The 22,978-nt window shown below is 47.7% G+C and carries 19 protein-coding genes; 16 read left to right on the top strand and 3 right to left on the bottom strand.

What is annotated here, in order from left to right; translation table 11 throughout:
* The first annotated feature begins 1 nt into the window (after position 1).
* The 5 genes from nirB (at position 2) to NYE24_RS02895 (ending at position 4,989) form a co-directional block, all read left to right on the top strand.
* Positions 2-2,431, top strand: coding sequence for a nitrite reductase large subunit NirB (gene nirB / locus NYE24_RS02875; RefSeq protein ID WP_341025131.1), 2,430 nt, complete (start codon positions 2-4; stop codon positions 2,429-2,431).
* Positions 2,432-2,449: 18 nt separating this feature from the next.
* Positions 2,450-2,761 carry a nitrite reductase small subunit NirD gene (nirD, locus tag NYE24_RS02880; protein ID WP_036694211.1) on the top strand — a complete coding sequence of 104 codons (312 nt, stop codon included), beginning with the start codon at positions 2,450-2,452 and terminating at the stop codon, positions 2,759-2,761.
* A gap of 38 nt (positions 2,762-2,799) precedes the next feature.
* Positions 2,800-3,669, top strand: coding sequence for a formate/nitrite transporter family protein (locus NYE24_RS02885; protein ID WP_342477976.1), 870 nt, complete (start codon positions 2,800-2,802; stop codon positions 3,667-3,669).
* Positions 3,666-4,433: a uroporphyrinogen-III C-methyltransferase gene (gene cobA, locus NYE24_RS02890; RefSeq protein WP_342477977.1), complete on the top strand. Its 768-nt coding sequence runs from the start codon at positions 3,666-3,668 to the stop codon at positions 4,431-4,433. The genes NYE24_RS02885 and cobA overlap by 4 nt, the downstream gene beginning before the upstream one ends.
* 235 nt (positions 4,434-4,668) lie before the next feature.
* Positions 4,669-4,989 (top strand): iron-sulfur cluster biosynthesis family protein, encoded by a 321-nt coding sequence (locus NYE24_RS02895; protein ID WP_036693951.1) that lies wholly within the window; start codon positions 4,669-4,671, stop codon positions 4,987-4,989.
* A 277-nt stretch (positions 4,990-5,266) separates the two neighbouring features.
* Here the strand turns inward: NYE24_RS02895 and NYE24_RS02900 are convergent, their stop codons facing one another.
* Positions 5,267-6,025, bottom strand: a complete 759-nt coding sequence (locus tag NYE24_RS02900) for an SDR family oxidoreductase (protein ID WP_342477978.1) — start codon at positions 6,023-6,025, stop codon at positions 5,267-5,269.
* Positions 6,026-6,362: 337 nt separating this feature from the next.
* Here NYE24_RS02900 and NYE24_RS02905 point away from each other — a divergent pair, with 337 nt between their 5' ends.
* The 3 genes from NYE24_RS02905 (at position 6,363) to NYE24_RS02915 (ending at position 9,821) form a co-directional block, all read left to right on the top strand.
* Entirely contained in the window at positions 6,363-7,757 is a 1,395-nt protein-coding gene (locus NYE24_RS02905) for an FGGY family carbohydrate kinase (RefSeq protein WP_342477979.1), read from the top strand.
* Positions 7,758-8,137: 380 nt separating this feature from the next.
* Positions 8,138-8,773 carry a type 1 glutamine amidotransferase family protein gene (locus NYE24_RS02910; RefSeq protein WP_036693948.1) on the top strand — a complete coding sequence of 212 codons (636 nt, stop codon included), beginning with the start codon at positions 8,138-8,140 and terminating at the stop codon, positions 8,771-8,773.
* A 130-nt stretch (positions 8,774-8,903) separates the two neighbouring features.
* Complete coding sequence (locus NYE24_RS02915; RefSeq protein WP_036693946.1) at positions 8,904-9,821, top strand: class I SAM-dependent methyltransferase; 918 nt, start codon at positions 8,904-8,906, stop codon at positions 9,819-9,821.
* 23 nt (positions 9,822-9,844) lie between these two features.
* Here NYE24_RS02915 and NYE24_RS02920 read toward each other — a convergent pair whose 3' ends face one another.
* Both NYE24_RS02920 and NYE24_RS02925 read right to left on the bottom strand, forming a co-directional pair.
* On the bottom strand, positions 9,845-10,438 hold the full coding sequence (locus tag NYE24_RS02920) for a hypothetical protein (RefSeq protein ID WP_341025139.1): 594 nt from the start codon (positions 10,436-10,438) through the stop codon (positions 9,845-9,847).
* A gap of 77 nt (positions 10,439-10,515) precedes the next feature.
* A complete protein-coding gene (locus NYE24_RS02925) occupies positions 10,516-10,989 on the bottom strand; it encodes a hypothetical protein (protein WP_342477980.1) in 474 nt (157 codons plus the stop codon).
* Positions 10,990-11,199: 210 nt separating this feature from the next.
* Here NYE24_RS02925 and NYE24_RS02930 point away from each other — a divergent pair, with 210 nt between their 5' ends.
* From NYE24_RS02930 to NYE24_RS02965, 8 genes are all read left to right on the top strand, one after another.
* Positions 11,200-11,694, top strand: coding sequence for a GNAT family N-acetyltransferase (locus NYE24_RS02930; RefSeq protein WP_235218393.1), 495 nt, complete (start codon positions 11,200-11,202; stop codon positions 11,692-11,694).
* A 291-nt stretch (positions 11,695-11,985) separates the two neighbouring features.
* Positions 11,986-15,930 (top strand): discoidin domain-containing protein, encoded by a 3,945-nt coding sequence (locus NYE24_RS02935; RefSeq protein WP_342477981.1) that lies wholly within the window; start codon positions 11,986-11,988, stop codon positions 15,928-15,930.
* A 671-nt stretch (positions 15,931-16,601) separates the two neighbouring features.
* A complete protein-coding gene (locus tag NYE24_RS02940) occupies positions 16,602-18,143 on the top strand; it encodes an ABC transporter ATP-binding protein (RefSeq protein ID WP_342477982.1) in 1,542 nt (513 codons plus the stop codon).
* Between the two features lies 1 nt (position 18,144).
* Positions 18,145-19,896 (top strand): ABC transporter ATP-binding protein, encoded by a 1,752-nt coding sequence (locus NYE24_RS02945; RefSeq protein ID WP_342477983.1) that lies wholly within the window; start codon positions 18,145-18,147, stop codon positions 19,894-19,896.
* A 55-nt stretch (positions 19,897-19,951) separates the two neighbouring features.
* A complete protein-coding gene (locus NYE24_RS02950; protein ID WP_342477984.1) occupies positions 19,952-21,022 on the top strand; it encodes a radical SAM protein in 1,071 nt (356 codons plus the stop codon).
* A 296-nt stretch (positions 21,023-21,318) separates the two neighbouring features.
* Entirely contained in the window at positions 21,319-21,654 is a 336-nt protein-coding gene (locus tag NYE24_RS02955; RefSeq protein WP_342477985.1) for a lasso peptide biosynthesis B2 protein, read from the top strand.
* A gap of 22 nt (positions 21,655-21,676) precedes the next feature.
* Positions 21,677-21,952: a PqqD family protein gene (locus NYE24_RS02960; protein WP_342477986.1), complete on the top strand. Its 276-nt coding sequence runs from the start codon at positions 21,677-21,679 to the stop codon at positions 21,950-21,952.
* Entirely contained in the window at positions 21,949-22,956 is a 1,008-nt protein-coding gene (locus tag NYE24_RS02965) for a hypothetical protein (protein WP_342477987.1), read from the top strand. Before NYE24_RS02960 ends, NYE24_RS02965 begins: the two co-directional genes overlap by 4 nt.
* Positions 22,957-22,978 lie beyond the last annotated feature (22 nt).

Consider the following 22,978-nt stretch of genomic DNA (forward strand, 5'->3'; position numbering starts at 1 on the left):
GATGACAGTGAAGCGTAAAAAACTGATAGTAGTCGGCAATGGGATGGCGGGGGTCAGAGCCATAGAGCATCTGCTCAAATTGGCGCCGGAGGCTTATGAGATTACGATCTTTGGCACCGAACCTTATCCCAACTATAACCGGATCATGCTGTCTTCCGTGCTGGCAGGCGGAGCAAGCCTGGACGAAATCGTAATTAATGATCTCGAATGGTACCGCAGCTTCAATATTACCTTATACACAGGACACACAGTGACTTCTATTAATACTACTGCACGTACAGTCTATACGGATAAAGGAGTTACCGCCGCGTATGACGAGCTGATTCTGGCGACCGGCTCCAATCCCTTCATGCTGCCGATCCCCGGAACGGAGAAGGAGGGCGTCATTGCCTTCCGTGACATCAAGGACACACAAATTATGCAGGACGTCTCGCAAAAATACAGCAAAGCCCTTGTCATCGGCGGCGGCTTGCTCGGACTTGAGGCGGCCAGAGGGCTGCTGCATCTGGGGATGGACGTCTCGGTGGTTCACATCCACGAGTATATTATGGAGCGTCAGTTAGACGAAGCCGCTTCCCGGATGCTGAGGGGAGAGCTGGAAGCTCAGGGCATGAAATTCCTGCTGAAGAAGCAGTCAGAAGCCATTCTCGGCAAAAAAAGAGTCAAAGGCCTGCTGTTCGCAGACGGAGAGATGGCGGAGGCCGATCTGATCGTGATGGCGGTCGGGATCAAGCCGAATGTTATGCTTGCCCGCAGCAGCGGGATTGAGGTGAACCGGGGCATCGTGGTGAACGATTATATGGAGACCAGCCTGCCCGGCATTTATGCCGTCGGGGAATGTGCAGAGCATCGCGGCATTGCCTACGGTCTGGTAGCACCGCTCTATGAGCAAGGCGCTGTGCTGGCCAAAAGACTGGCAGGCGCTCCCACAGAGGGCTACGCTGGTTCGGTGACCTCAACCAAGCTGAAGGTATCCGGCGTCGATGTTTTCTCGGCGGGACAGTATATTGAACAGCCCGGTACGAAGGCGCTACGCTTCCAGGATGAGACGGAGGGAATCTACAAGAAGCTGGTCATCCAGGATGATAAGCTGATCGGTGCCGTGCTGTTCGGCGATACCAATGACGGTGCGCAGCTCTTCTCGATGATTAAGAAGGGCGAGAATATCAAGGGGCGAGAGAAGGAGTTGCTGCTTGGCATTCCAGCCGATGCGCTGGCTTCGCCCAAGGGCAACCGGCTGGAAGGGATGCCGGATGACGAGATTATCTGCGGCTGCAACGGTGTAACGAAGGGAACCATTGCTGAAGCGATTACCGCCGGAGGCTGCACCAGTGTCGGCCAGATCAAAGCCTGCACCAAAGCATCCGCCTCCTGCGGCGGCTGCAAGCCATTGGTAGAGGGACTGCTCCAGCTCTATGCCGGAGAGGCGGCCGTTACGGTCAAGGAGGGAATCTGCGGCTGCACGACGCTCGGCCGGGATGAGATTGTCGCCGAGATCAAGCGGATGAAGCTGACCACGGTGAAGGAAGTCATGCATGTATTGTCCTGGAACAACGAGGAAGGCTGCCCGAAATGCCGCCCGTCATTGAACTATTACCTGGGTATGCTCTGGCCGGAGGAATATGTGGACGAGAATGAATCCAGATATACGAATGAGCGCTACCATGCCAATATCCAGAAGGATGGAACTTATTCAGTGGTACCGAGAATCTACGGCGGGGTCACTTCTCCGGCGGAGCTGATCAAGATAGCGGAGGTCGCGGTGAAATACGATGTGCCCCTGGTCAAGTTCACCGGCGGGCAACGCCTGGATCTGCTGGGCGTGAAGAAGGAGGATCTGCCGAAGATGTGGGAGGAGCTGGATATGCCTTCCGGCCATGCCTACGGCAAGACGCTGCGCACCGTGAAGACCTGCGTAGGCTCTACCTTCTGCCGGTTCGGGACCCAGGATGCGCTGGGGATGGGGATTCGGCTGGAGAAGGCTTTTGAACGGCTGAATGCTCCGGGGAAGGTGAAGCTGGCTGTATCCGGGTGTCCGCGCAACTGTGCGGAAGCGACAATTAAGGACTTCGGGGTGGTGGCGATAGACGGCGGCTGGGAGCTGCATGTCGGCGGCAACGGCGGCGTACATGTCCGGGCGACCGATCTGCTCTGCGTGGTGAAGACCGATGATGAGGTCCTGGAATGGGCAAGTGCGTTCCTGCAGTATTACCGCGAGCAAGCCGGATGGAATGAACGGACTGCACAGTGGATCGAGCGCGTGGGTCTGGACAGCATCAAGCAGGCGCTGGAATCCCCGGAGGAACGGGCGTCGCTGGTGGAGAGAATTCAGAAAACGCTCAGCCTGACTACCGATCCATGGAAGCAGATTGTAAATACGCCGGAGCTGCGAAAGAATTTCGAAGCGATCTCGTTACCCGAGACGGTCTAAGGAGGAACCGAAATGACAATGACCAAACTGCTAATCGGCAATCTGAATGAAGTAGATATCAAAGGATCACGTAAATTGCGGGTAGGCGATACCGAGATTGCCTTGTTCCGGCTAAGCAGCGGAGAGGTGCTGGCGGTGGAGAACCGTTGTCCGCACAAGGGCGGGCAGCTCTCGGAGGGCATGGTCTGCGGTTCCAAGGTGCACTGCCCGCTCCATGACTGGCGGATCGAGCTGCATACGGGTGAGGTGCAGGCCCCCGATACGGGACATGTGACCACCTACGAGGTGGAAGTCGATCACGCCACAGGCAGCTTGTACTTAACGATCTGATTCATTCACACAGGTACACGTATAAAGGGGGATTCATAATGGACTATGTCAAACCAGGCGAAGTGCTAGGCTCCATGATTGAAGCGGGAAAAACCAAAGCAGAACTGGGCATCATGCAGCTCATTGTCCGCGGCGGTCTCGGCGGTGCCATTCTGGCCTGTGCAACTACACTGGCCTTCACCGCAGCGGCACAGACCAAGATCCCTATGGTGGGCGCGATTCTTTTTCCAGTAGGCTTCGTGATGATTATTCTCCTCGGGCTGGAGCTTGTCACCGGCAGCTTCGCCTTGATTCCGCTGGCCGTGCTGGAGAAGCAGACCACCGTCAGGCGCATGCTGGGGAACTATTTCTGGGTCATTCTCGGGCATTTGATCGGGTGTGCCATCTATGCCGCCTTATATGGGCTGACGATCACGAAGATGGGCACTGATCTGTCGAACCCCATGGTACAGACGCTGATTACGGCAAGTGAAGGGAAGACGACGGCTTATCAGAGCCTGGGGGCAGAGGGACTGGGGTTGGCCTTTATCAAGGCGATGCTCTGTAACTGGATGGTTACGCTGGGCGCGGTGATGGCGATGACGTCGAAATCCACCTCCGGCAAAATCCTCGCCATGTGGCTCCCCATCCTGACCTTCTTCGGCCAGGGCTTCGAGCACACAGTTGTCAATTTCTTCGTCATTCCGGCGGGGATGATGCTTGGAGCGAATGTCACTATGGCGGACTGGTGGATCTGGAATGGCATTCCCGTTCTCCTTGGTAACTTCGCCGGAGGGCTGCTGTTCACGGGCCTGTTATTCTATTTGTCGCAAAAAAGCAGCAAACCCGGCGCAACTGCGGCAGCAGAGCTTCCGGGACGCGGAGAAACGGGGCTCCCGGGCACACCTGTCCTGGAGAAAAGCCTATGAAGCAGGGCAGCATATCCATTGTAGGTGCAGGTCCGGGTGATCCCGAGCTGATTACATTGAAGGCGCTGCGGCGCATTCAATGTGCCGATGTGATTCTGTACGACCGGCTGGTGAATGAGGACCTGTTGGACTATGCCAGGGGTGATGCCGTATGCATCTACTGCGGCAAAGCGCCGGGCCTGCATTCGATGCCGCAAGAGGCGACAGAGCGGCTGATGATCCGCCATGCCGCAGCCGGAAGCCATGTAGTCCGGCTAAAGGGCGGCGACCCGTTCGTGTTCGGCAGGGGCGGGGAAGAAGCGTTGTCCGCAGCCGCAGCCGGTATTCCCTATGAGGTGATTCCGGGAATCACCTCGGCGGTGGGTGCAGCCGCTTCTGCGGGCATTCCGCTGACCCATCGCGGTGTGGCGGCTTCCTTCGCCATCGTGACCGGCAGCCGCTGCCAGACCCAGGATTCGCCGCTGCGCTGGGATGCGCTGGCTCATGGTGTAGATACACTTGTGATTTATATGGGCGTAAGCAAGCTGGGGGAGATCTGCAAGGAACTGCTGGTACACGGCAAAGATTCACAGACCCCGGTTGCATTAATAGAGAACGGAACAACGGTGCGCGAACGGATCGTGACCGGCACGCTTGGCAATATAGACAAGGTCGCCGCCGCGATGAAGATCAGCAATCCGGCCATGATCATTATCGGCGAGGTAGTCCAGGTCAGAGCGGAGCTGCTGAATCTGGAGGAAGTCGTACGTTCGCAGATTGGGTGAAGCAGCATAGGGCAGGTGTTGACATCTCCGGGCCGTGGGCCGGGTTATGGCAGCGCCTGTTTCTGTGTTATATTCAGGGAGGCGAATTTATCGATGATGTGGCATGCTGCACTGAAAGTCATATTTTCACATTCACAGTGACTGCTGTCACACGGGTCTGCGCAGATTAGGGACTATACTTGTCGCCTACAGATACAGCATAACGGACAGGTTGTCCTGAGAGGAGTAATTACAGATGCAGATTGAGCTTAATGCAATGACCCGCGAACGCCTGGAGCAGAGTCTGGACGGGAAGCCCGGGCAATTCAAAATGTTCTATGATACGGAGGACTGCGGCTGTAACGGCATGCTGGTCATCCGGGTAGTCAGCGAGCCTTCGCCGACAGATATTGTGTTTCAGACCGAGCCGTTCACCTTCCTGTGTGACCGCCAGCAGGAATTGCTGTTCGATGACGTTATGCGCCTCGAAGCAGAGGCCGGGTATCCTGCCTACAAGCTGACAAGTGATTCCACCTTGTTCGGGAGCAATATCAGGGTGCAGGATGCGCGGGGTTGAAGGAGATTTATAAAAAGGCCATCTACCCGCAGAGGGGAGATGGTCTTTATTAAAGGGAAAACCGAACATATAGGGCATGGCTAAGACTCGTGAGCTGATTGTAATCGAAAAACCGATTACAATTGGACTGGGAACACCGTGTAGGCCGAATGTAATCGAAAAACCGATTACAATTGGAATGGGCACGCCGCAGCATCTGGCCCTGATGCGGCCCAAAGGTTGCTAATGAGGGTGCTATTTCGCAATAGTGCCCCTCATTTCGCTTGAGGCCCTCAGCTTAATAAGCAGTCCATCCGCCGTCTGCGGTAATGACTGCTCCATTCACAAAGCCTGCTTCCTCTGAAGCCAGGAATAAGGCGAGCTGTGCAATTTCGGCGGGCTGGCCCATCCGTGGATTAAGCGCCATGCCCGGCTGTGTGCGTTCCATGCCAAATGGATTGATATGGGTCATGGTTGAACCAATATTGGTCTCCACACCGCCCGGCGCAATTGCATTGCAGCGGATTCCCTTGGCAGCATACATGAATCCGGTATTCTTGGTAAAGCCGATAACCGCATGCTTCGAAGCTGTATAAGCCGCACCTGCCCGGGCACCGAACAGACCGCCTACCGAGGCAACGTTAATAATTACACCCTGTTGTTTTTCCAGAAAAATAGGCAGTACCTTGCGCGTAGCACGCATCACCGAAGTTGTATTAACGGCGAGCACCCGCTCCCAGCTCTCATCCTCAATATCACCCGCCGGTTCAAAGTTATCCATGATCCCTGCATTATTCACCAGAATATCTACAGTGCCGTAGGTGTTGAGTGTACTGTCGATCAGATTCTGGATGTCAGACTCGTCTGCAACATTTGCTTGTACCGCTAGGGCTTCCCCGCCGCCAGCTTTAATGTCACCGGCCACTGTCTCCGCAGCTTCCAAATGAATATCCGCGACTACCACCTTGGCCCCTTCCTTCGCATACAGGACGGCAATCGCCTTTCCCATCCCGGACGCCGCCCCGGTAACTACTGCCACTTTGTTGTGTAGTCTCATATACATGCCTCCGTTTATAGTGATATTTCCTCTGTTCTAAATTGATTGAACTTGAAAATGTACTGTAAGGGAAACGTGACGGAGGAGAATTTTGGAACTGTAGGAGCGATAGCGTCCGCCTTTGTCACCGGATTTCAACCGCTAGGCACGGTTAAATTTAGAAATCTGGGGACAACAGCGGCCAGAGGGCCAAACATTCTCTGAAGTCACGGCAATCCCATAACAGGAAAAAACAAGTGAACCTATTTAGTATCTTTTGCTTCATAGTGTTTTATGCGCCGGGTTGACGCTGTCCTTCGCGAAGGCTTAACATATGGGCTATACAAGAGGGAAGAGGATGGAGCCTATGATTACGGCCGGACTAGATATCGGAACCACTTCCATCTCCGGGCTGCTATACGATCTGGAGAAGCGTACGATTCTGCATAGCCTTACGGAAGCGCAAGCGAGCCTGCCTTTCAGCCTGAATCAGAAATGGGAGCGGCTGCAGGACCCGGAATTGATTATGAAGCAGGTGGAACGTATAGTTGAACGTCTGCTGGCGCACCAGCCGGAAGTAACGGGAATTGGCTTAACCGGGCAGATGCATGGGATTGTCTATTTGGATAAAAGCGGGAGGGCAATAGGTCCGCTGTATACCTGGCAGGACGGACGGGCCGGACAGCTCACCGGAGGGGCGGGCAGTCCTACCTATGCGCAGCAGTTCAGTGACCTTACCGGTTACACTGTAGCTCCCGGCTTTGGACTCGCCACCCATTACTATAATGTGTGCCGACAGCTTGTCCCTGAGCGCGCAGTCGGCTTCTGCACGATTGCGGACTATATCGCGATGAGGCTGGCGAACGGTGATATTCCCCTGATCGATGCAACGCAGGCAGCGGGGATTGGAGGCTTCAGTCTGCGGACAGGAGATTTCGATAGAACCGCGATTCATTTAGCCGGGATCGAGCCTGCGTTTTTGCCGCAGGTCGTATCCTCCGGGACGGCGATCGGTAGCACATCACAAGGCATTCCCGTGTATACCTCGCTCGGGGATAATCAGGCCAGCTTCCTGGGCAGTGTGCCCCAGCTAGGAGATTCTCTGCTGCTGAACATCGGCACAGGGAGCCAGCTTTCGGCCTGGGTACCTGACTGTGATAACGCTCCTTCCGCGATGGAAGTACGCCCGTTCCCTGGCGGCGGGGTGCTGATGGTTGGCGCAGCCTTGAGCGGCGGCAAATCGTATGCCTTGCTGGAGGGATTCTTCCGGCAGGTGATCACCGCATACACCGGAGAAGCGCCGGCGGATGTCTATTCCGTGATGTCCAGGCTGCTCAGTGAACAGGTTCCGGGCAGCGGCAGCACAGCGCTTACGGTGAATACACAGTTCCTGGGGACAAGGACAGCCCCGGAGAAGCGCGGCAGTGTAGAAGGAATCACGCTGGAGAATTTTACTCCCGGCGGGCTGGCCCATGCTTTTCTACAAGGAATGGTAGATGAACTGCACGGCTTCCTGACAGAAATGGAACCGCAGGGTGCGAACACATTCACCCGTCTTATAGGCTCAGGCAATGCGCTGCGGACGAATCCGGTGCTGTGCGCCAAGGCCGAAGCAGCCTTCGGGCTATCGCTTGAGCTTGGTGAACATGCTGAAGAAGCGGCGGTAGGAGCGGCGCTCTGTGCCGCTGTGGGCAGCGGGGAGATCACCAGCTTCAGTGAAGCTGGTGCTTACCTTAGAGCAGAGCCCAGCTGAGTTAACAGGAAGGGGGCGGACCCGAAAGTGATTTACTATGAGCGGCGATAGCCCCTTGCAGAAATCGCCGGAAGCCCTGCTTGTTCTCCAGTTGTCGCAAGTTTTGGTTTGCTTTTAGAGGATGGAAGAGCCAACTCTCGGTTAAACAGTGGAGCGGGCAGAACGATCCGCGGACAAGCAAAGCGTTCGCCTTTGTGTCCGGATTTTCACCGCTAAGGGGGATGAAAAAAATCTGGATACAACAGCGATGGGAACAACGTTCTGTTTGCGGAGCGTCCACCCAAGTGCTCACATAGATTCTACCCATCTTCCCTGACACCGTCTGTCAGGGGAGTTTTACTATAATAGGCTATATCAAATAGTGATGGGAGAGTTGCAATATGCAAAACAGAAAAGCTTACCTATATGTATTCAATACGATGTCAGACTGGGAATACGGGTATTTGACCGCTGAACTGAATACAGGAAGATACTTCAAAAAGGGGACAGCATCATTAAGAGTCATCACAGTATCCGCAACCAAAGAATCGGTTACAACTATGGGCGGACTCACAGTACAGCCGGATTTAACCCTGGATGAGTGTAGATTGGCCAGCGGCGATCTTTTGATTTTACCTGGAGGGAATACGTGGGGAGAGGCGGAGAATCAGCCGGTCTTGGATAGGGCTCACGAAGCGCTCAAGCTCGGAGTGGCCGTTGCTGCTATTTGCGGGGCGACCACGGCGCTGGCGGATAAGGGGTATCTGGATGGTGTGCCGCATACAAGCAACAACCTGGATTACCTGAAAATGGTCAGCCCCGGCTATAAAGGGGAAGCTTATCATGAAGATGGGCCTGTAGCTGTCAGCGGGAAGCTGGTCACGGCATCAGGCATCGCTCCGCTGGAGTTCGCGAGGGAAGTGCTAAGGGTCTTAGAGGTATTTGCTCCAGCAACCTTGGACGCATGGTACAATCTTAACAAGACACAGGAGACCGAATACTTTTTCCAGCTCATGGGCTCGTTAGATCAGGGATAAACAGGAAATATTGTAACATCTATCATTGACAAAAAATATTATATATGCTATAATTTACATATTAATATTTTGTGTATATAATAAGGTTCTCCCGGCCGGGGGAATCTTATTTTTTATGGAGGAACCACCAATGAAGCAGAACGAGTCCAGCATGACTGCCTTAGTGGCCGCTTTTGGCCGAGCTTATCACAGTCAGTATGACAGTCCCAAGATTTTCAATGATGATGTGGTGCAAAAGCTGATATCACCGCAAGAGTTCGCGGATATCCGCGGGCATATGGTGCAGGGAATTGCGTTCTTCAGTCCCGAGATATCGGAGAGGTACCCGGATGATCCTGAAGCCATCTTGCGATGGATTGTCCAGGTTCAGTTATCCCCCATGCCGTTGGCACGTGCTGCCTACTGTGAGGCTATTGTGCTGCATGAACTGAGTCTCGGGCTGAAGCAGTATGTAATTCTTGGTGCGGGGCTGGACAGCTTTGCCTATCGTTATCCTGAACTAGGGGAGCAGCTGGAAATCTTTGAAGTGGACGCTCCTGCTACCCAGGCATCCAAACAGCTGAGGCTTAAGGAAGCACAGCTTGCGGTTCCCGGCAATCTTCATCTTGTTCCCATGGACTTCACGGGCGAATTCTCGTATTCCGGCCTTTATGAGCAGGGGTTCGATCCTGAGGTGAAGACGTTATTTAGTCTGCTGGGGGTATCCTACTACCTCACCAAGGAGGAGAATGCCCGCCTGATTACGGAGCTGCTCGCAAGGGTTCCCTCAGGAAGCTCTATCGTTCTGGATTATGCAGATGAGTATCTCATGGAAGAGCAGGGCGTGTCCGGCCGGGTGGCCAAAATGGTGCAAATGGCTGCTGCCAGCGGCGAGCCCATGCAGTCCTGGTTCAGTTATCCGGAGATGGAGGAGCTGCTGGCCGGGGCCGGTCTGCTGGTTTATGAGCACTTGTCACCGGCAGAGATCAACGAGAGGTTTTTCAGCGGCCGGAGTGATGCGCTATGCGCTTTTGAGACAATTCATTATATTCATGCGGTTAAGCGGTAGCATCCAGATGTCATAATCCTGTATTAAGTCGTCTCTTCATATATAAAAGCTTCCACCGCCGCTACCGCGACATTCCGGTCAGGATGGGAATTGTCGATCTGCGCCACCTGTGCAGGTGGAAGCGGCCAGGCTACGGTGCGGGGGCCTAGCGAAGCGCTGAAGTTCTCCCAATGAGCGAACTTCCAGGCGTCGAGTGCGGAATGTCTGCCTTCAAGCCGTTCACGGAATATGGCCGCATCCGCAAGTCCTACCATGACTACCTTGACCTCAACATCCTCAAGCGTGCGTCCAACGCGCGCCAGTTCGCGGCCGATCCACTCCGGATCGGCCGCTTCTTTGGTGAAGGGACCCACCACATAGATATCGCTGGACAGGCCGATATTATCGAGCGCGGCATCCATAGTGATGCGGTAGCCAAGATCACGACATAGTCTTTTATACTCATCGGAATCTCTATCGTCAGGATCAAGCCCATACATAGTCATGATCGCGGTTGCTGCCGGACGCAGCAGAATATCCATATCGAACACCGTCGCCGGACGCCTGGCTGCAACAGCCTTGGCTAATGTGGTTTTGCCCGCGCCTCCGGGCCCGAGGAAAAAAACCAGCTTGTTCATCTGTCTCACTCCTTAAATTCCCTATAGTTACGCTGTATACGAATTTTAGTATAGCAGGAAGGGTAGCTTGCAACATTTTAATAATCAGTTTCAAATATTTTTTTGTTTTCAATACTTAAGAAAGTGATTTTTAGCTGAGCAGTAGGGTTCCATATTCTATTATCCTTGATGATTAGATATTTCTCTCCTCCGTATTGATACTCTCTAGTTTTTCCATCTATGGGTACTACATAGGTCTTAGCATCCCTCAAGACTTGTAAATTATTTATAATCAGTCCTATTGAGCCCTTCTCTAGCCCCCCGATGACAATCCCTTCTTTAATTAATCCCGTTGATTTAACATAATCAGAGGAACTTCGAAAAATATAAACATACGGTGAGCTAAAAATATAATACTCGTTGTTATCTAATTTCTGTATCGACACATGATCGAGGTTCTTGCTGTTAATAAATTGATCAATTTCTTTTTGGGTGATATCTTCTCTAACGCTACATCCAACTAACAGTAATAATAAACAAAAAAAGATTAGGTTTCTCCATTTAAAATTCATGTATCCTCCAACTATTTTATTGAATAAATTGTAATTTATTCACCCTTAAAGTATAGACACACAAAGTTGCATTTTACAAGGTTGCCCACTATCACTACTCTCAGCAAGTACTTATCATTGTGACAGCGATACGAAGGAAATGATATGATAGATTAACTATACATTGAAGCAGGAAACGAAGCAGATAGAGGGTAAAAGGAGGACAACTATATGATTACCATCCGTCCCATTGAGCGCAAGGATAATGCGGCCATTGAGGGGATTATCCGGGAGTGCCTGATTGAATTCGGCGGCAACCGCGAAGGGTTGGCCTGGGCAGATGACAGCCTGCATGACTTATATACCTATTATAATAGCGCGGCGAACCGTGCTTATTGGATTATAGAAGTGGACGGACAGGTGCTTGGCGGTTGCGGGATTGCGGCTTTTGATGAAACGCAGCAGATCTGTGAATTGCAGAAAATGTACCTGTCCGCAGCCATCCGCGGCCAAGGCGTTGCAGCAGAGCTGCTGGATACGGCGCTTGCCTTCGCTAAGCAGCATTACCGCAAGTGTTACCTGGAGACGCTGCTGACGATGCAGGCCGCTGGACGCTTCTATGTCAAGCACGGGTTCAGCACGCTCGATGGCCCGCTTGCCGGTTCCGAGCACTATGCCTGCGATGCATGGTATATCCGGGACTTACATGAACTTAATATTCTATGAACACATTTACATTCTATTGAAAAGGTCAATTATGGTGGTCAGATTCTGCCATAGTTGATCTTTTTTTATTCTTGGCTGCTCTCAATGATCACTTTCATTGAATTACCTATCTTTTCCGTAGAAATAGCTATTAAAGAGTGCTCTGCATTAAACCTATAATGAGTGTGTATTGCAGAGAGGGGAGGGTGGAGGCTGAGATATTCTTCGATTTTGTAATAGTTGTAATCGCTATCATTAGAGGGCTGTGAATATCACTGTGTGTCGTTCCACATCAGATTAAGGAGGAATAGAATGCGCAACAAGTATGTTACATGGTCGCTTGTAGTTACACTGCTCATCTCAACACTCTTCATGGCGGCCGGTCCGCTGACCCGTTCGTCGGCTGCTGGCGGAACGAATCTGGTACTCAACAAAACCATTACCGCCAGCGGGCAATCCCAGAATTATACGCCGGATAACATTAAGGACAGCAATCAGGGTACGTATTGGGAGAGTACAAATAATGCTTTTCCCCAGTGGATTCAGGTGGATCTGGGGACGCTCACCAGTATAGACCAGCTTGTATTGAAGTTACCGGTCAGCTGGGAGACGCGGACGCAGACACTGGCGGTACAGGGTGGTACGAATGGCACTAGCTTTACAGATATTGCTGGTGCGTCTGCGTACGAATTCAATCCTTCGGTGGCAGGCAATACGGTCACAATTAACTTCACCGCTGTCAGCACGCGTTATGTCCGTCTGCTGTTCAGTGCGAATACTACATGGCCTGCGGGCCAATTGTCCGAGCTTGAAATCTACGGTGCCAGCAGCCCAACTCCTGCGCCTACAGCCGGGCCTACTGCATCACCGGTTCCAGCGGGCACCTATGAAGCAGAGGCTGCTGCCTTATCCGGCGGAGCGCAAGTGAACACGGACCATGCCGGATACTCCGGCGCAGGCTTTGTTGACAACTATTTGGCTCCAGGTCCGGCTACCACCTTCACGGTCAATGTGCCTGCGGCGGGTACACGGAACGTTACACTGAAGTACGCCAATGCAAGCGGAAGCGGCAAGACGATCAGTATCTACGTGAACGGAGTGAAGCAGCGCCAGACTACCTTACCTAACCTGGCGAACTGGGACACCTGGGGTACGAAGGCTGAAGCCCTACCGCTGAATGCTGGCAGTAATAGCATTGCTTACAAATACGATGCGGGGGATACGGGCAATGTCAATTTGGATCTAATTACGGTAGCGTCTGCAATCATCGCCACGCCCGCACCTTCACCTACAGTAGCTCCAACAGCTGTACCTACAGCAACCCCGATCCCTACCAATACAGCGGTTCCTACTTCCACACCTGCTTCATCTGCTACACCAACACCAGTGCCGACAACATCCCCAACGCCTACAGTCACACCAACTCCAACAGCGACGGCTTCCCCTGGTGGTAATATTGCGCTTGGTAAAACGATCAATGCCTCCTCCAGCACACAGAATTTCGTTGCTGCCAATGCGAACGATACCAACACGGCTACTTATTGGGAAGGCAGCGGGAATCCCAGCGCTCTTACGCTCGACCTTGGAGCCAACTATACAATCTCATCGATTGTGCTGAAGCTGAATCCGGCGGCCGAATGGGCGACCCGGACCCAGAACATTCAAGTACTCGGACACAATCAGTCAACGACGACCTTCAGTAGCCTCGTTTCAGCTCAAAGCTACAACTTCAATCCGGCTTCGGGCAACACGGTGACCATTCCCGTGACGGCAACCGTTAAGCGGCTGCAGCTGTCCATTACTGCCAACTCCGGTGCGCCAGCTGGACAGATCGCTGAATTCCAGGTATACGGCACACCGGCAGCGAACCCGGATCTGACGATTACAGGCATGAGCTGGACTCCTGCTTCTCCGGTAGAGACAGGCAGTGTAACTCTGAATGCAACGGTAAAAAACATTGGCAATGCCGCAGCAGCAGCCACCACTGTCAATTTCTATTTGAATAACGAGCTGGCAGGTTCGGCACCGGTAGCGGCTTTGGCGGCAGGAGCTTCCGCATCCATCTCCTACAATGCAGGAACGCTAACAGCCGGAACTTATCCGCTCAGTGCCAAGGTCGATGAAGCAGGCCAGATTATTGAGCAGAACGAAAGCAACAATAGCTTCGCTAATCCTGCTGCCCTGGTCATTGCTCCGGTGTCCAGCTCCGACTTGACCGCAGCGACCTCCTGGTCACCGGGAACACCGGCTGCGGGGAGTAACGTGGCCTTCACTGTCAGTCTCAAAAATCAGGGCAACCTTGCTTCCGCAGGCGGTGCCCATGGAATAACTGTAGCCCTGAAGAATGCCGCAGGCTCTACCATGCAGACCTTCACAGGCTCCTACACCGGCGTAATTGCTGCCGGGGCTTCGGTTCAGGTCTCTCTCCCCGGTACCTGGGGTGCAGTGAACGGCAATTACACGGTCACTACAACGATTGCCGCAGATGCCAATGAGGTAACAACTAAGCAGGCCAACAACGTGAACACTGTGAACCTGGTTGTATATGCTTTGCGCGGAGCAAGCGTTCCGTACAGCCGGTATGATACACAGGATGCCACCCGCGGCGGCTCGGCGGCGCTGAGATCCGCACCGAATTTCGATCAGACGCTGATTGCCTCCGAGGCTTCGGGACAGAGTTATGTGGCCCTGCCGTCTAACGGAGCTTATGCCCAGTGGACAGTGAGAGCGGGGCAAGGCGGTGCCGGAGTCACCATGAGATTCACGATGCCGGATTCGGCAGACGGAATGGGTCTTACAGGTGCGCTTGACGTATATGTGAATGGAACCAAGGCCAAGACCATTCCGCTTACCTCGTATTATGCCTGGCAATACTTTTCTGGAGATCAGCCGGGGGATGCGCCGGGTGCCGGACGTCCGCTGTTCCGGTTCGATGAAGTCCACTGGAAGCTGGACACACCGCTTCAGCCCGGGGATGTAATCCGCATTCAGAAGAATAACGGAGACAGTCTGGAGTATGGTGTGGACTTCCTGGAGATTGAACCTGTACCGGCAGCCATCGCCCGTCCGGCCAACTCGGTGTCGGTCACCGATTACGGCGCAGTGGCAGGAGACGGACAGGACGACCTGGCCGCCTTCAACAGTGCGGTTACAGACGCCGTCGCCAGCGGGAAATCTCTCTATATTCCGGCGGGAACTTTTAATCTGAGCAGCATGTGGGTCATTGGCTCGGTCAGCAATATGATTAACAACTTCACGGTCACCGGTGCAGGCTATTGGCACACCAATCTGCAATTTACGAATCCCAATGCAGCTGGCGGGGGCATCTCCTTCCGTGTTCAAGGCAAGCTGGATTTCAGCAATGTCTATATGAACTCGAATCTGAGATCACGGTACAACCAGAATGCCATCTATAAAGGCCTGATGGATAACTTCGGCAACCATTCGGTCATCCATGACGTTTGGATTGAACATTTTGAGTGCGGCATGTGGGTGGGGGATTATGCGCGGACGCCGGCGATCTATGCGAACAATCTGCTTGTAGAGAACAGCCGCATCCGTAACAATCTGGCTGACGGTATCAACTTCTCCCAGGGGACCAGCAACTCTACCGTCCGTAATACCAATGTGCGCAATAACGGGGACGACGGACTGGCCGTCTGGCCGAGCAATACGTTCGGGGCGCCAGATGGGGTGAATAATACTTTTTCGTACAATACGATTGAGAATAACTGGCGTGCTGGCGCTATCGGCATCTTCGGGGGCAGCGGTCACAAGGCGGATCACAACTACATTATCGACACGGTGGGCGGCTCCGGTATTCGGCTAAATACAACCTTCCCGGGGGCGCATTTCAACAGCAATACGGGGATGGTTTTCTCGGATACGACGATTATGAACAGCGGCACCAGCCGTGACTTGTATGACGGAGAACGCGGGGCAATTGACCTTGAAGCTTCCTCTGACCCGATCAAGAATGTAACCTTCACGAACATCGACATCATCAACACCCAGCGCGATGCGATCCAGTTCGGATATGGCGGCGGCTTCTCAGGTATCGTATTTAACAACATTAACATTAACGGCACCGGCCTCGATGGAGTAACCACTTCACGGTTCTCCGGCGCTCATAAGGGAACGGCCATCTACACGTATACCGGCAACGGCTCGGCGACCTTCAACAACCTGACGACCAGCAATATCGCGTATCCAAGCTTGTATTATATTCAGAGCGGGTTTGGGCTGTTGATTCAGTAGGCAGGGATAGTAAGGGAGGGGCCGTAAGCAGGCTCCTCTTTTTATTTTTTCTTCATTTAGAAATCTCCAATTTCAGACAGAACAAACGCCCGAGTTTTTTGTGCATTATTATTTTTATGATTATTTAAATGTAAAATTTGATATGTTCATTTGTAAACATAAAATCAATAAAAATCCAATATTTGCTTAATATTTGTATTAAATTTTAATTATTTTCTAAAATATTACAAAAAAGTTGATTTACACATGGAAAAAGCTGTGGTAATATGTAAATTAATTAGAGGGGAAATGTTTTATTGATTTGACAAATGTAAAATTAATTATTCATTTGTAAATCTATTATGCACAATCTCGTAAATCGATTTATAAGTGAAAAATACTAATTCTAAAAATAAGGTGTGATGAAGCTGCAATTACTACGATATTGCCTGGACCCGATAAAAATTATGATAAAGTTTTGTAAAGCTCATGCCATACTCAAAATAATTTTGTTAATAGTGTCAGCCATTTTGGCACCGTTAAGCTTGTTGCTAACAGAAGATCTAATCGACAGTGTATCTGAATTATACAAAGGCAATGAGGTTTACTCCCACGTTGGTCTGAACTTGGTGCTACTACTTATCACTATTTTGACAATCTCCTTTTGCACGTCGATGGAGGGTTACCTCAATATGAATTTTGATAGATTATTATTGAAAAACTGGACACCGGTCGTATTGAACAAGTATAAGCATCTCAAATACAGTTGTTTCGAAGATAAAGAAACGCAGGATATTATATTTCAAATGAGTGACAATCCTGGTGAAAGTATCAAAAACAGTTTTCTTAATATCACAAAGATAGGCAGTGCTCTGCTTTCACTGGTGCTACTAAATCTGGTATTTGCAAAGGTCTCTGTCTGGTTGTCAGTACTTTGTTTTTTATTTACGGTTCCCATGCTTTTTCTAAACTATAAAGCTATGACGATCCTCGACAGCCTTTTTTTCAAACAATCTGTCGAGGATAGGAAGTTGGGATATTTGTTAGGTTTGTTGACTACTAAATCCTCCCTTTCTGAACTCAAATTATTTGGTGCGGTAGATTATATCGTCAATCAATGGGGAGGGATCAGAAGTAAAGTCTATAAAGAGAGGGTGGGCGCCAATGTAAAATCTCAAAAACTTATCTTTATCAATACTTTATGTGTTATGGCTTGGACAGTGCTGATTATTATTACGTTAGTAAATTATATGTACAACGGACTCATTACTTTAGGACTTTTTGTGGCTTTAATGGGCTCTCTCAATTCTATTATCAGTATATCGGAGCAGGTCTCCTGGGAATATTCCGAATACTCCCGAAATGTATTGAAGACAAAGTACTATAAGCGTTTTATGTCTTTGCCTGAAAGTGAAGAGAGCGCTGATCTCAAAAGAGAGAGGTGTTTCAATAATCCTGAAATTTGTTTCAATGATGTCTATTTTTCATATCCCCAATCTCAAAAACCGATTCTGCAAGGTGTATCTCTGACGATAAGACCTAATGAGCGAATTGCAATTGTCGGTAAAAATGGTGCTGGAAAGTCTACGCTAATTAAGCTGTTGTGCGGGCTTTATCAACCTGATAGGGGGGAGATCACTATTAATGGTATAGCGCTTTCAAACTTGAGTCAGCATGAGATTTCTGCTCTTTTCAGCGTCGTCTTCCAGGATTTTATGAAATACAGTTTAACTGTACGGGAGAATATAGCCTTAGGGAATATTACAAAAATCCATAACGATGCAGCTATTGAAAAGGCCTTGGGACAGTCTGAAACAATGGGATTCCTTAAGCTTTCTGGGAAAGGACTGAACACGCCTTTAGGGAAACTGGAGGATGACGGTATAGATCTATCAGGAGGCGAGTGGCAGCGGATTACTATAGCCAGAGCACTTTTCGCCGATTCTTCATTTATCATTCTAGACGAGCCAACTGCTTCTCTAGATCCGGTTGCAGAAAGTGAACTTTATCAATCTCTTTCTTTAGTTTTAAAAGAAAAAGGTTCGATCATGATCTCACATCGCTTGGCAAGTGCTAAATTGGCAGACAAAATCTTTGTTATAGATGATGGGCGGATCTGTGAAGAAGGCAACCATGATGAGTTAATCACCAAACAGGGGATTTATGCTGAAATGTTCAGAGCTCAGGCAAAATGGTATGACATGGATAGAAGCCCTTTGAGAGAGGGCTACTAATATGTTAAAGCAGCTGGCTAAAATATTTAGAATAGCAATAGACTCTTCGCCCGGATCACTTTTGATTATTGTAATTAGTTCGGCAGCCGGTTTCTTATATCCCGCAGTCTCAACGAGGATTTTGTCATCGATCTTTCATGAGTTTAGCGACATGGCAATGTTAGATCTGCATAAAATCTATTTTTTCATGGTGCTATTTATAGCAATTTATATTCTGAAAACCATCCTTCAGAGTATCGCTGGGTTATTTGTGTCTGTTGGAATTTACGAGAAATTGGGATATAAGCTTAATATTTATATAGGTGAAAAGTGTACGAAGCTTCCTTTTATCAGTATGGAAACACCTGAAATTTTAAATAAGTTAAATAGAGCAAAAGATTGTGTAACGAGAGCGGTAATTCCGCAATTAATTATGATTACAATCAGCGTGCTCTCCAGTTTCATCTCGGTGCTTCTTGTAATTACTCTGTTAGCATCCTATAGCTTATGGTTTATTCCTATCTCCTTGCTCAGCGTGTTTCCCTATTTAATAGCCAGAATTACCCGGGGTAAAGAATTTTACTATTTGAAATGGTATCAGGCACCCAAGCGGAGATCCCTGGATTATTTCTGGAGTTTGTTCAATAATAAGCAGGCTGTAAAAGAAATGCGTGTTAACGGCAGCGTTGATTACTTGGCTGAGAAGTGGACGTATTATCGTGATGCAGTTTTGAGTCAAGAGTGGAATTTTAGAAGGAAAGATAGTCTGACTTTACTGGTGTGCGATTTTCTCAGGACACTCGGATACTTGGCCAGCATATTTTTTGCCTACAGACTTGTTATCCATCATGAGATAACGATTGGATTGTTTGGTGCGTGTATTGCTGCTTTTGCGATAGTGCAAGAACAGACAAGATCTTTTCTAGTGGAATTTGGCCGTTTTAAAGAACACATGTTGTTCTCGAAAGACTATCTTGATTTCTTGGAATTGGATGAAGATGTTGAGGGCAGAGCGCAAATAAAAGGAGATTTTAATCAAATTACTATGGACAATGTTTCTTTTCGATACCCGAATAGTACAGATTATGCTCTGAAAAATGTGAGATTACAAATACACAAAGGAGAAAAGCTGGCAATAGTCGGAAAAAACGGGAGTGGGAAAACCACCTTGGCAAAATTAATCGTGGGGATGTATTCATCCAGTAGCGGCAGCATTTATTACAATGGCACGGATCTTAAGGATATCAATAAAACAAGTTATTATTCCGTCATTTCCTCTATATGGCAGGATTTTGTTACCTACAAACTTACCATCAGAGAGAATATTGCGATTAGTAAGACTCAAAAAATGCATAGCGATGATGCTATTTTAAATGTTGTAAAAATGATGGGTGTGGAAAATATTGTCAGAGTAAACGGATTGGATACCCCTATCGGAAATGAATTCGGCGGGATTGAATTATCGGGTGGAGACAACCAGCGGCTTGGACTGGCCAGAACGATGTTCCGGGATAGTTCAATGGTAGTTCTGGATGAACCAACTTCTGCTATGGACCCAACCTTCGAATCGGAAGTGCTGGAAAAGTTTTTGGAAATTTCAGAGGATAAAACATCCTTGGTTATTTCTCATAGACTGGGGCTATGCCGAGTGGTGGACAGGATTGTAGTCATGAATAATGGTGAAATTGTGGGAATCGGAACTCATAAAGAACTGCTTGAGAGCAATGCTGAATACATAAAACTCTATACAGCTCAAGAACAGTGGTATCACTAGCCCACCCAGTGTTTTTGGAAAATGATTTTAAATTAAATGAAGCGGGAGTGGAAATATGGTATTAAATGAGCATATTCTCAGTGTATTACGGGCTAAAAACATACCTAGTCACGTTCAAATTGAATTAACCAAAAGATGCAACTGGAGATGCAAGTTTTGTTATGCCGAATGTGATGAAGATGATGGATTAGATACTGCAACATTGTTCTCTTTGTTGGACGATTTGAAAAGAATGGGTACGATTGAAATTAATTTTACTGGTGGAGAACCTTTATTAAAGAAAAGGTGTATGGATATATTTGAAAGAGCCAAATCATTAGGGTTCGGGCTATCGCTTAATACCAATGGTTCACTAATAAATGAAAAAAACTATAAAAAACTCTCAGAGCTGTTTTCGAGAATTGAGATAAGTTTGCACTCGGGAATCGAAAGCGAGCATGATCAAATTGTACAAAGAACTGGAGCATGGAAAAAGACAGTTCATGCAATTAAATTGTTGACAGAAGAAAACGTTAAAGTGTTGATGAAATGTGTACTCACTCAAGAAACCCTTAACTCATTGAATTCATTAAACTTGTTATCCAAATCGATAGGAGTCGAACTAGTAGTTGATTATAACATTACTCCAACATACAGCGGGAATACCAAACCTTTGCAATACAAATTAACTAATGAACAGATTTCCAAGTTAATAGAAACGGATAAGTCAGTGGTTTATAAAGTATCTGATGATTATATAGAAGAAAATTATAAAAAAAGAAAACTTTCTGATGGCATCTGCCGCGCTGGAAGAACATCGGCTTTTATTGATGCTGAAGGAAATGTATTCCCATGTATTATTTTTAAAGATACCAGTGTACCTGAAACCAGCGGTGATTATACCGAGAACATTAAAACAAATCCGTTTGAAAACATTTGGAGGAACAATTCCTTATTTCATGAGATCCGTGCTTTGTCTGCGGCAGATTTTGATAAGTGCTTAAGTTGTGAAATAGATAATTATTGCATTAAATGTATTGCGAAAAATTATAAGTCCTCTGGGAATCCTACAAAACCGCAAAATGATTTTTGTACCCAGGCTCACAGTACTTATGGCTGTTTAGTGGAAAGAAATGTTGAACATTAATTTTATATTATGTAAAGGAGGTGAACTCAATGAAGAAAATATATTTCAGACCAGAAATTGTATCTTATGGTGCACTTGAAACAGTTGTGCTTTCTGGTAACTCAGCAGGTAGCTGTCACACTGCATGCCCTTATTAATTGAAAGTATAATACCTGTCTTTTTTTTAATAGTCAAATACCTTTCGGGTGGACTTTCCTTTTTGACATTAGGAAAAGCCACCTGAGATGTTTGTATTGCAGAAAGGAACCTCGATGCTGCAAATAATTTATGCTCTGTTTTTATTGAGAGGGAAGAAAATGAATGATGTCATTGAGTTCTCCTTAAAGCATAAACGTTTAAATCCGAACCTAAAAAAATTTATAAACGTTACAAAAAAAATGCTGAGCTTAAGCAACAATTCTTTGATTAATAAGCATTTAGAACTTGGTTGTTTGAAAAGATCTCAGATCTTATTTTATTTAGCGAGCCGATATGGTGTTTGTGTAACACTGAAGGTTGGGTTCTGGCACTATTATGACAGTAATAACCGAAAAGTACTTTCTGGACATGCATGGGTAGAACTAGACGGAGAGCCTTACTTCGAATCCCAGAATATTAAGAAATATAAGGTTTCGTTTGAAGTGAAAAATTAGCTTTTGAAAAGGAGATACCCTCATGCTTTATAAACTTAACGCAAGAGATTTTGGATGGAACCAGATTGATGAAGATTTTGTTGTGTTTACAATGACGGACGAAAAATATCATGTATTTAACGAAACAGCCAAAGAGTTATTTGAATTTATTCATGTACACGAAGGCTGTTCTATAGACGATATCAACAATTATTTTGAACAAAATTATGAAATTGAAAATCAAGAGCAGCTAAGCCAAGATATAAAAATCATATTAGAGCAAATGCAGCAAATTGGAATGCTATACGAAATTTCATGAAGAAGACGGTTAGTTTAGGAAAGTATAAACTTATTGTTACCAGTAAAGATCCAAAAATATTTGATTCTTTGAATAGCTATCCGGACTATCCATACACTGAGGATATGAGAATAGATATAAAAGTATATTTTCAAAGTATTGAGGGGGATCATCCTTATATAAATAAATCAAATTATATCTTTTCCAAACACAGTGTGGATTTGGATCCTTCTATTATTAAAGGTCATTATGTTTCGCGGAAACTTCCTGCCTCCGATCTTATTTTATTGGAAAACATCATAATTTCAAGAGATTTTGTTCATAACAAATTATTTATTCTGCATCGGAAAGATCAGGAGCATTATTTGATAGCGGAATCTTTTGTTGAAACTTTTATTGCACAAGTCATATATAGAAATGGAGAAATTCCTTTTCATGGAGCAGTATTGGTAAAAAACAATTCCTCCATCGCCTTTATAGGTAAATCTAATTCTGGAAAATCATCGACTGTAGTCCAATTGTTCGAGGCATGTGATGGGTTATTATGTAATGATTTTTTTTATCTCAATTTGAAAGACAAAAAAGTACATTCCTTAGATAAAACAATTGGAGTAAGAAAAAGTGATTTACGATCAATAAATCGTTTTATAGCAAATATTCAAAGTGAAGACTGCTTTTTGGGCAACAAGGTTCAAGATTATTATGATATTTCTAAATTTTCAAAGCTGAACTTCTACACGACTCAGACTTTGTCTAAAATTATCTATCTGGAGATTAAAGAAGATATCGTTGTTCCTTCTATTAATAAGATAAGTAATTCTCAGGCTTTAAGATATTTTCTGGAGAATTCAATTCATCCCTCGAAATTACTGCCTGAACAGCTGAATTTAATTCATTTATATCAAATTTTGTCCAAAGAAGTGTGTTTTTTTAAATTATGCCTGCCTAGATTCGAGGCGCTTGATTTGGGAGATATTGATAGTATTTTTGATGAGAGATTTATTGAAGAAATATTTGGAAACTAATCAGAAGGATGACTGTCCGAAG

Origin of the sequence: Paenibacillus sp. FSL H7-0350 (assembly GCF_038593195.1) — a bacterium.
GTDB lineage: Bacteria > Bacillota > Bacilli > Paenibacillales > Paenibacillaceae > Paenibacillus_AQ.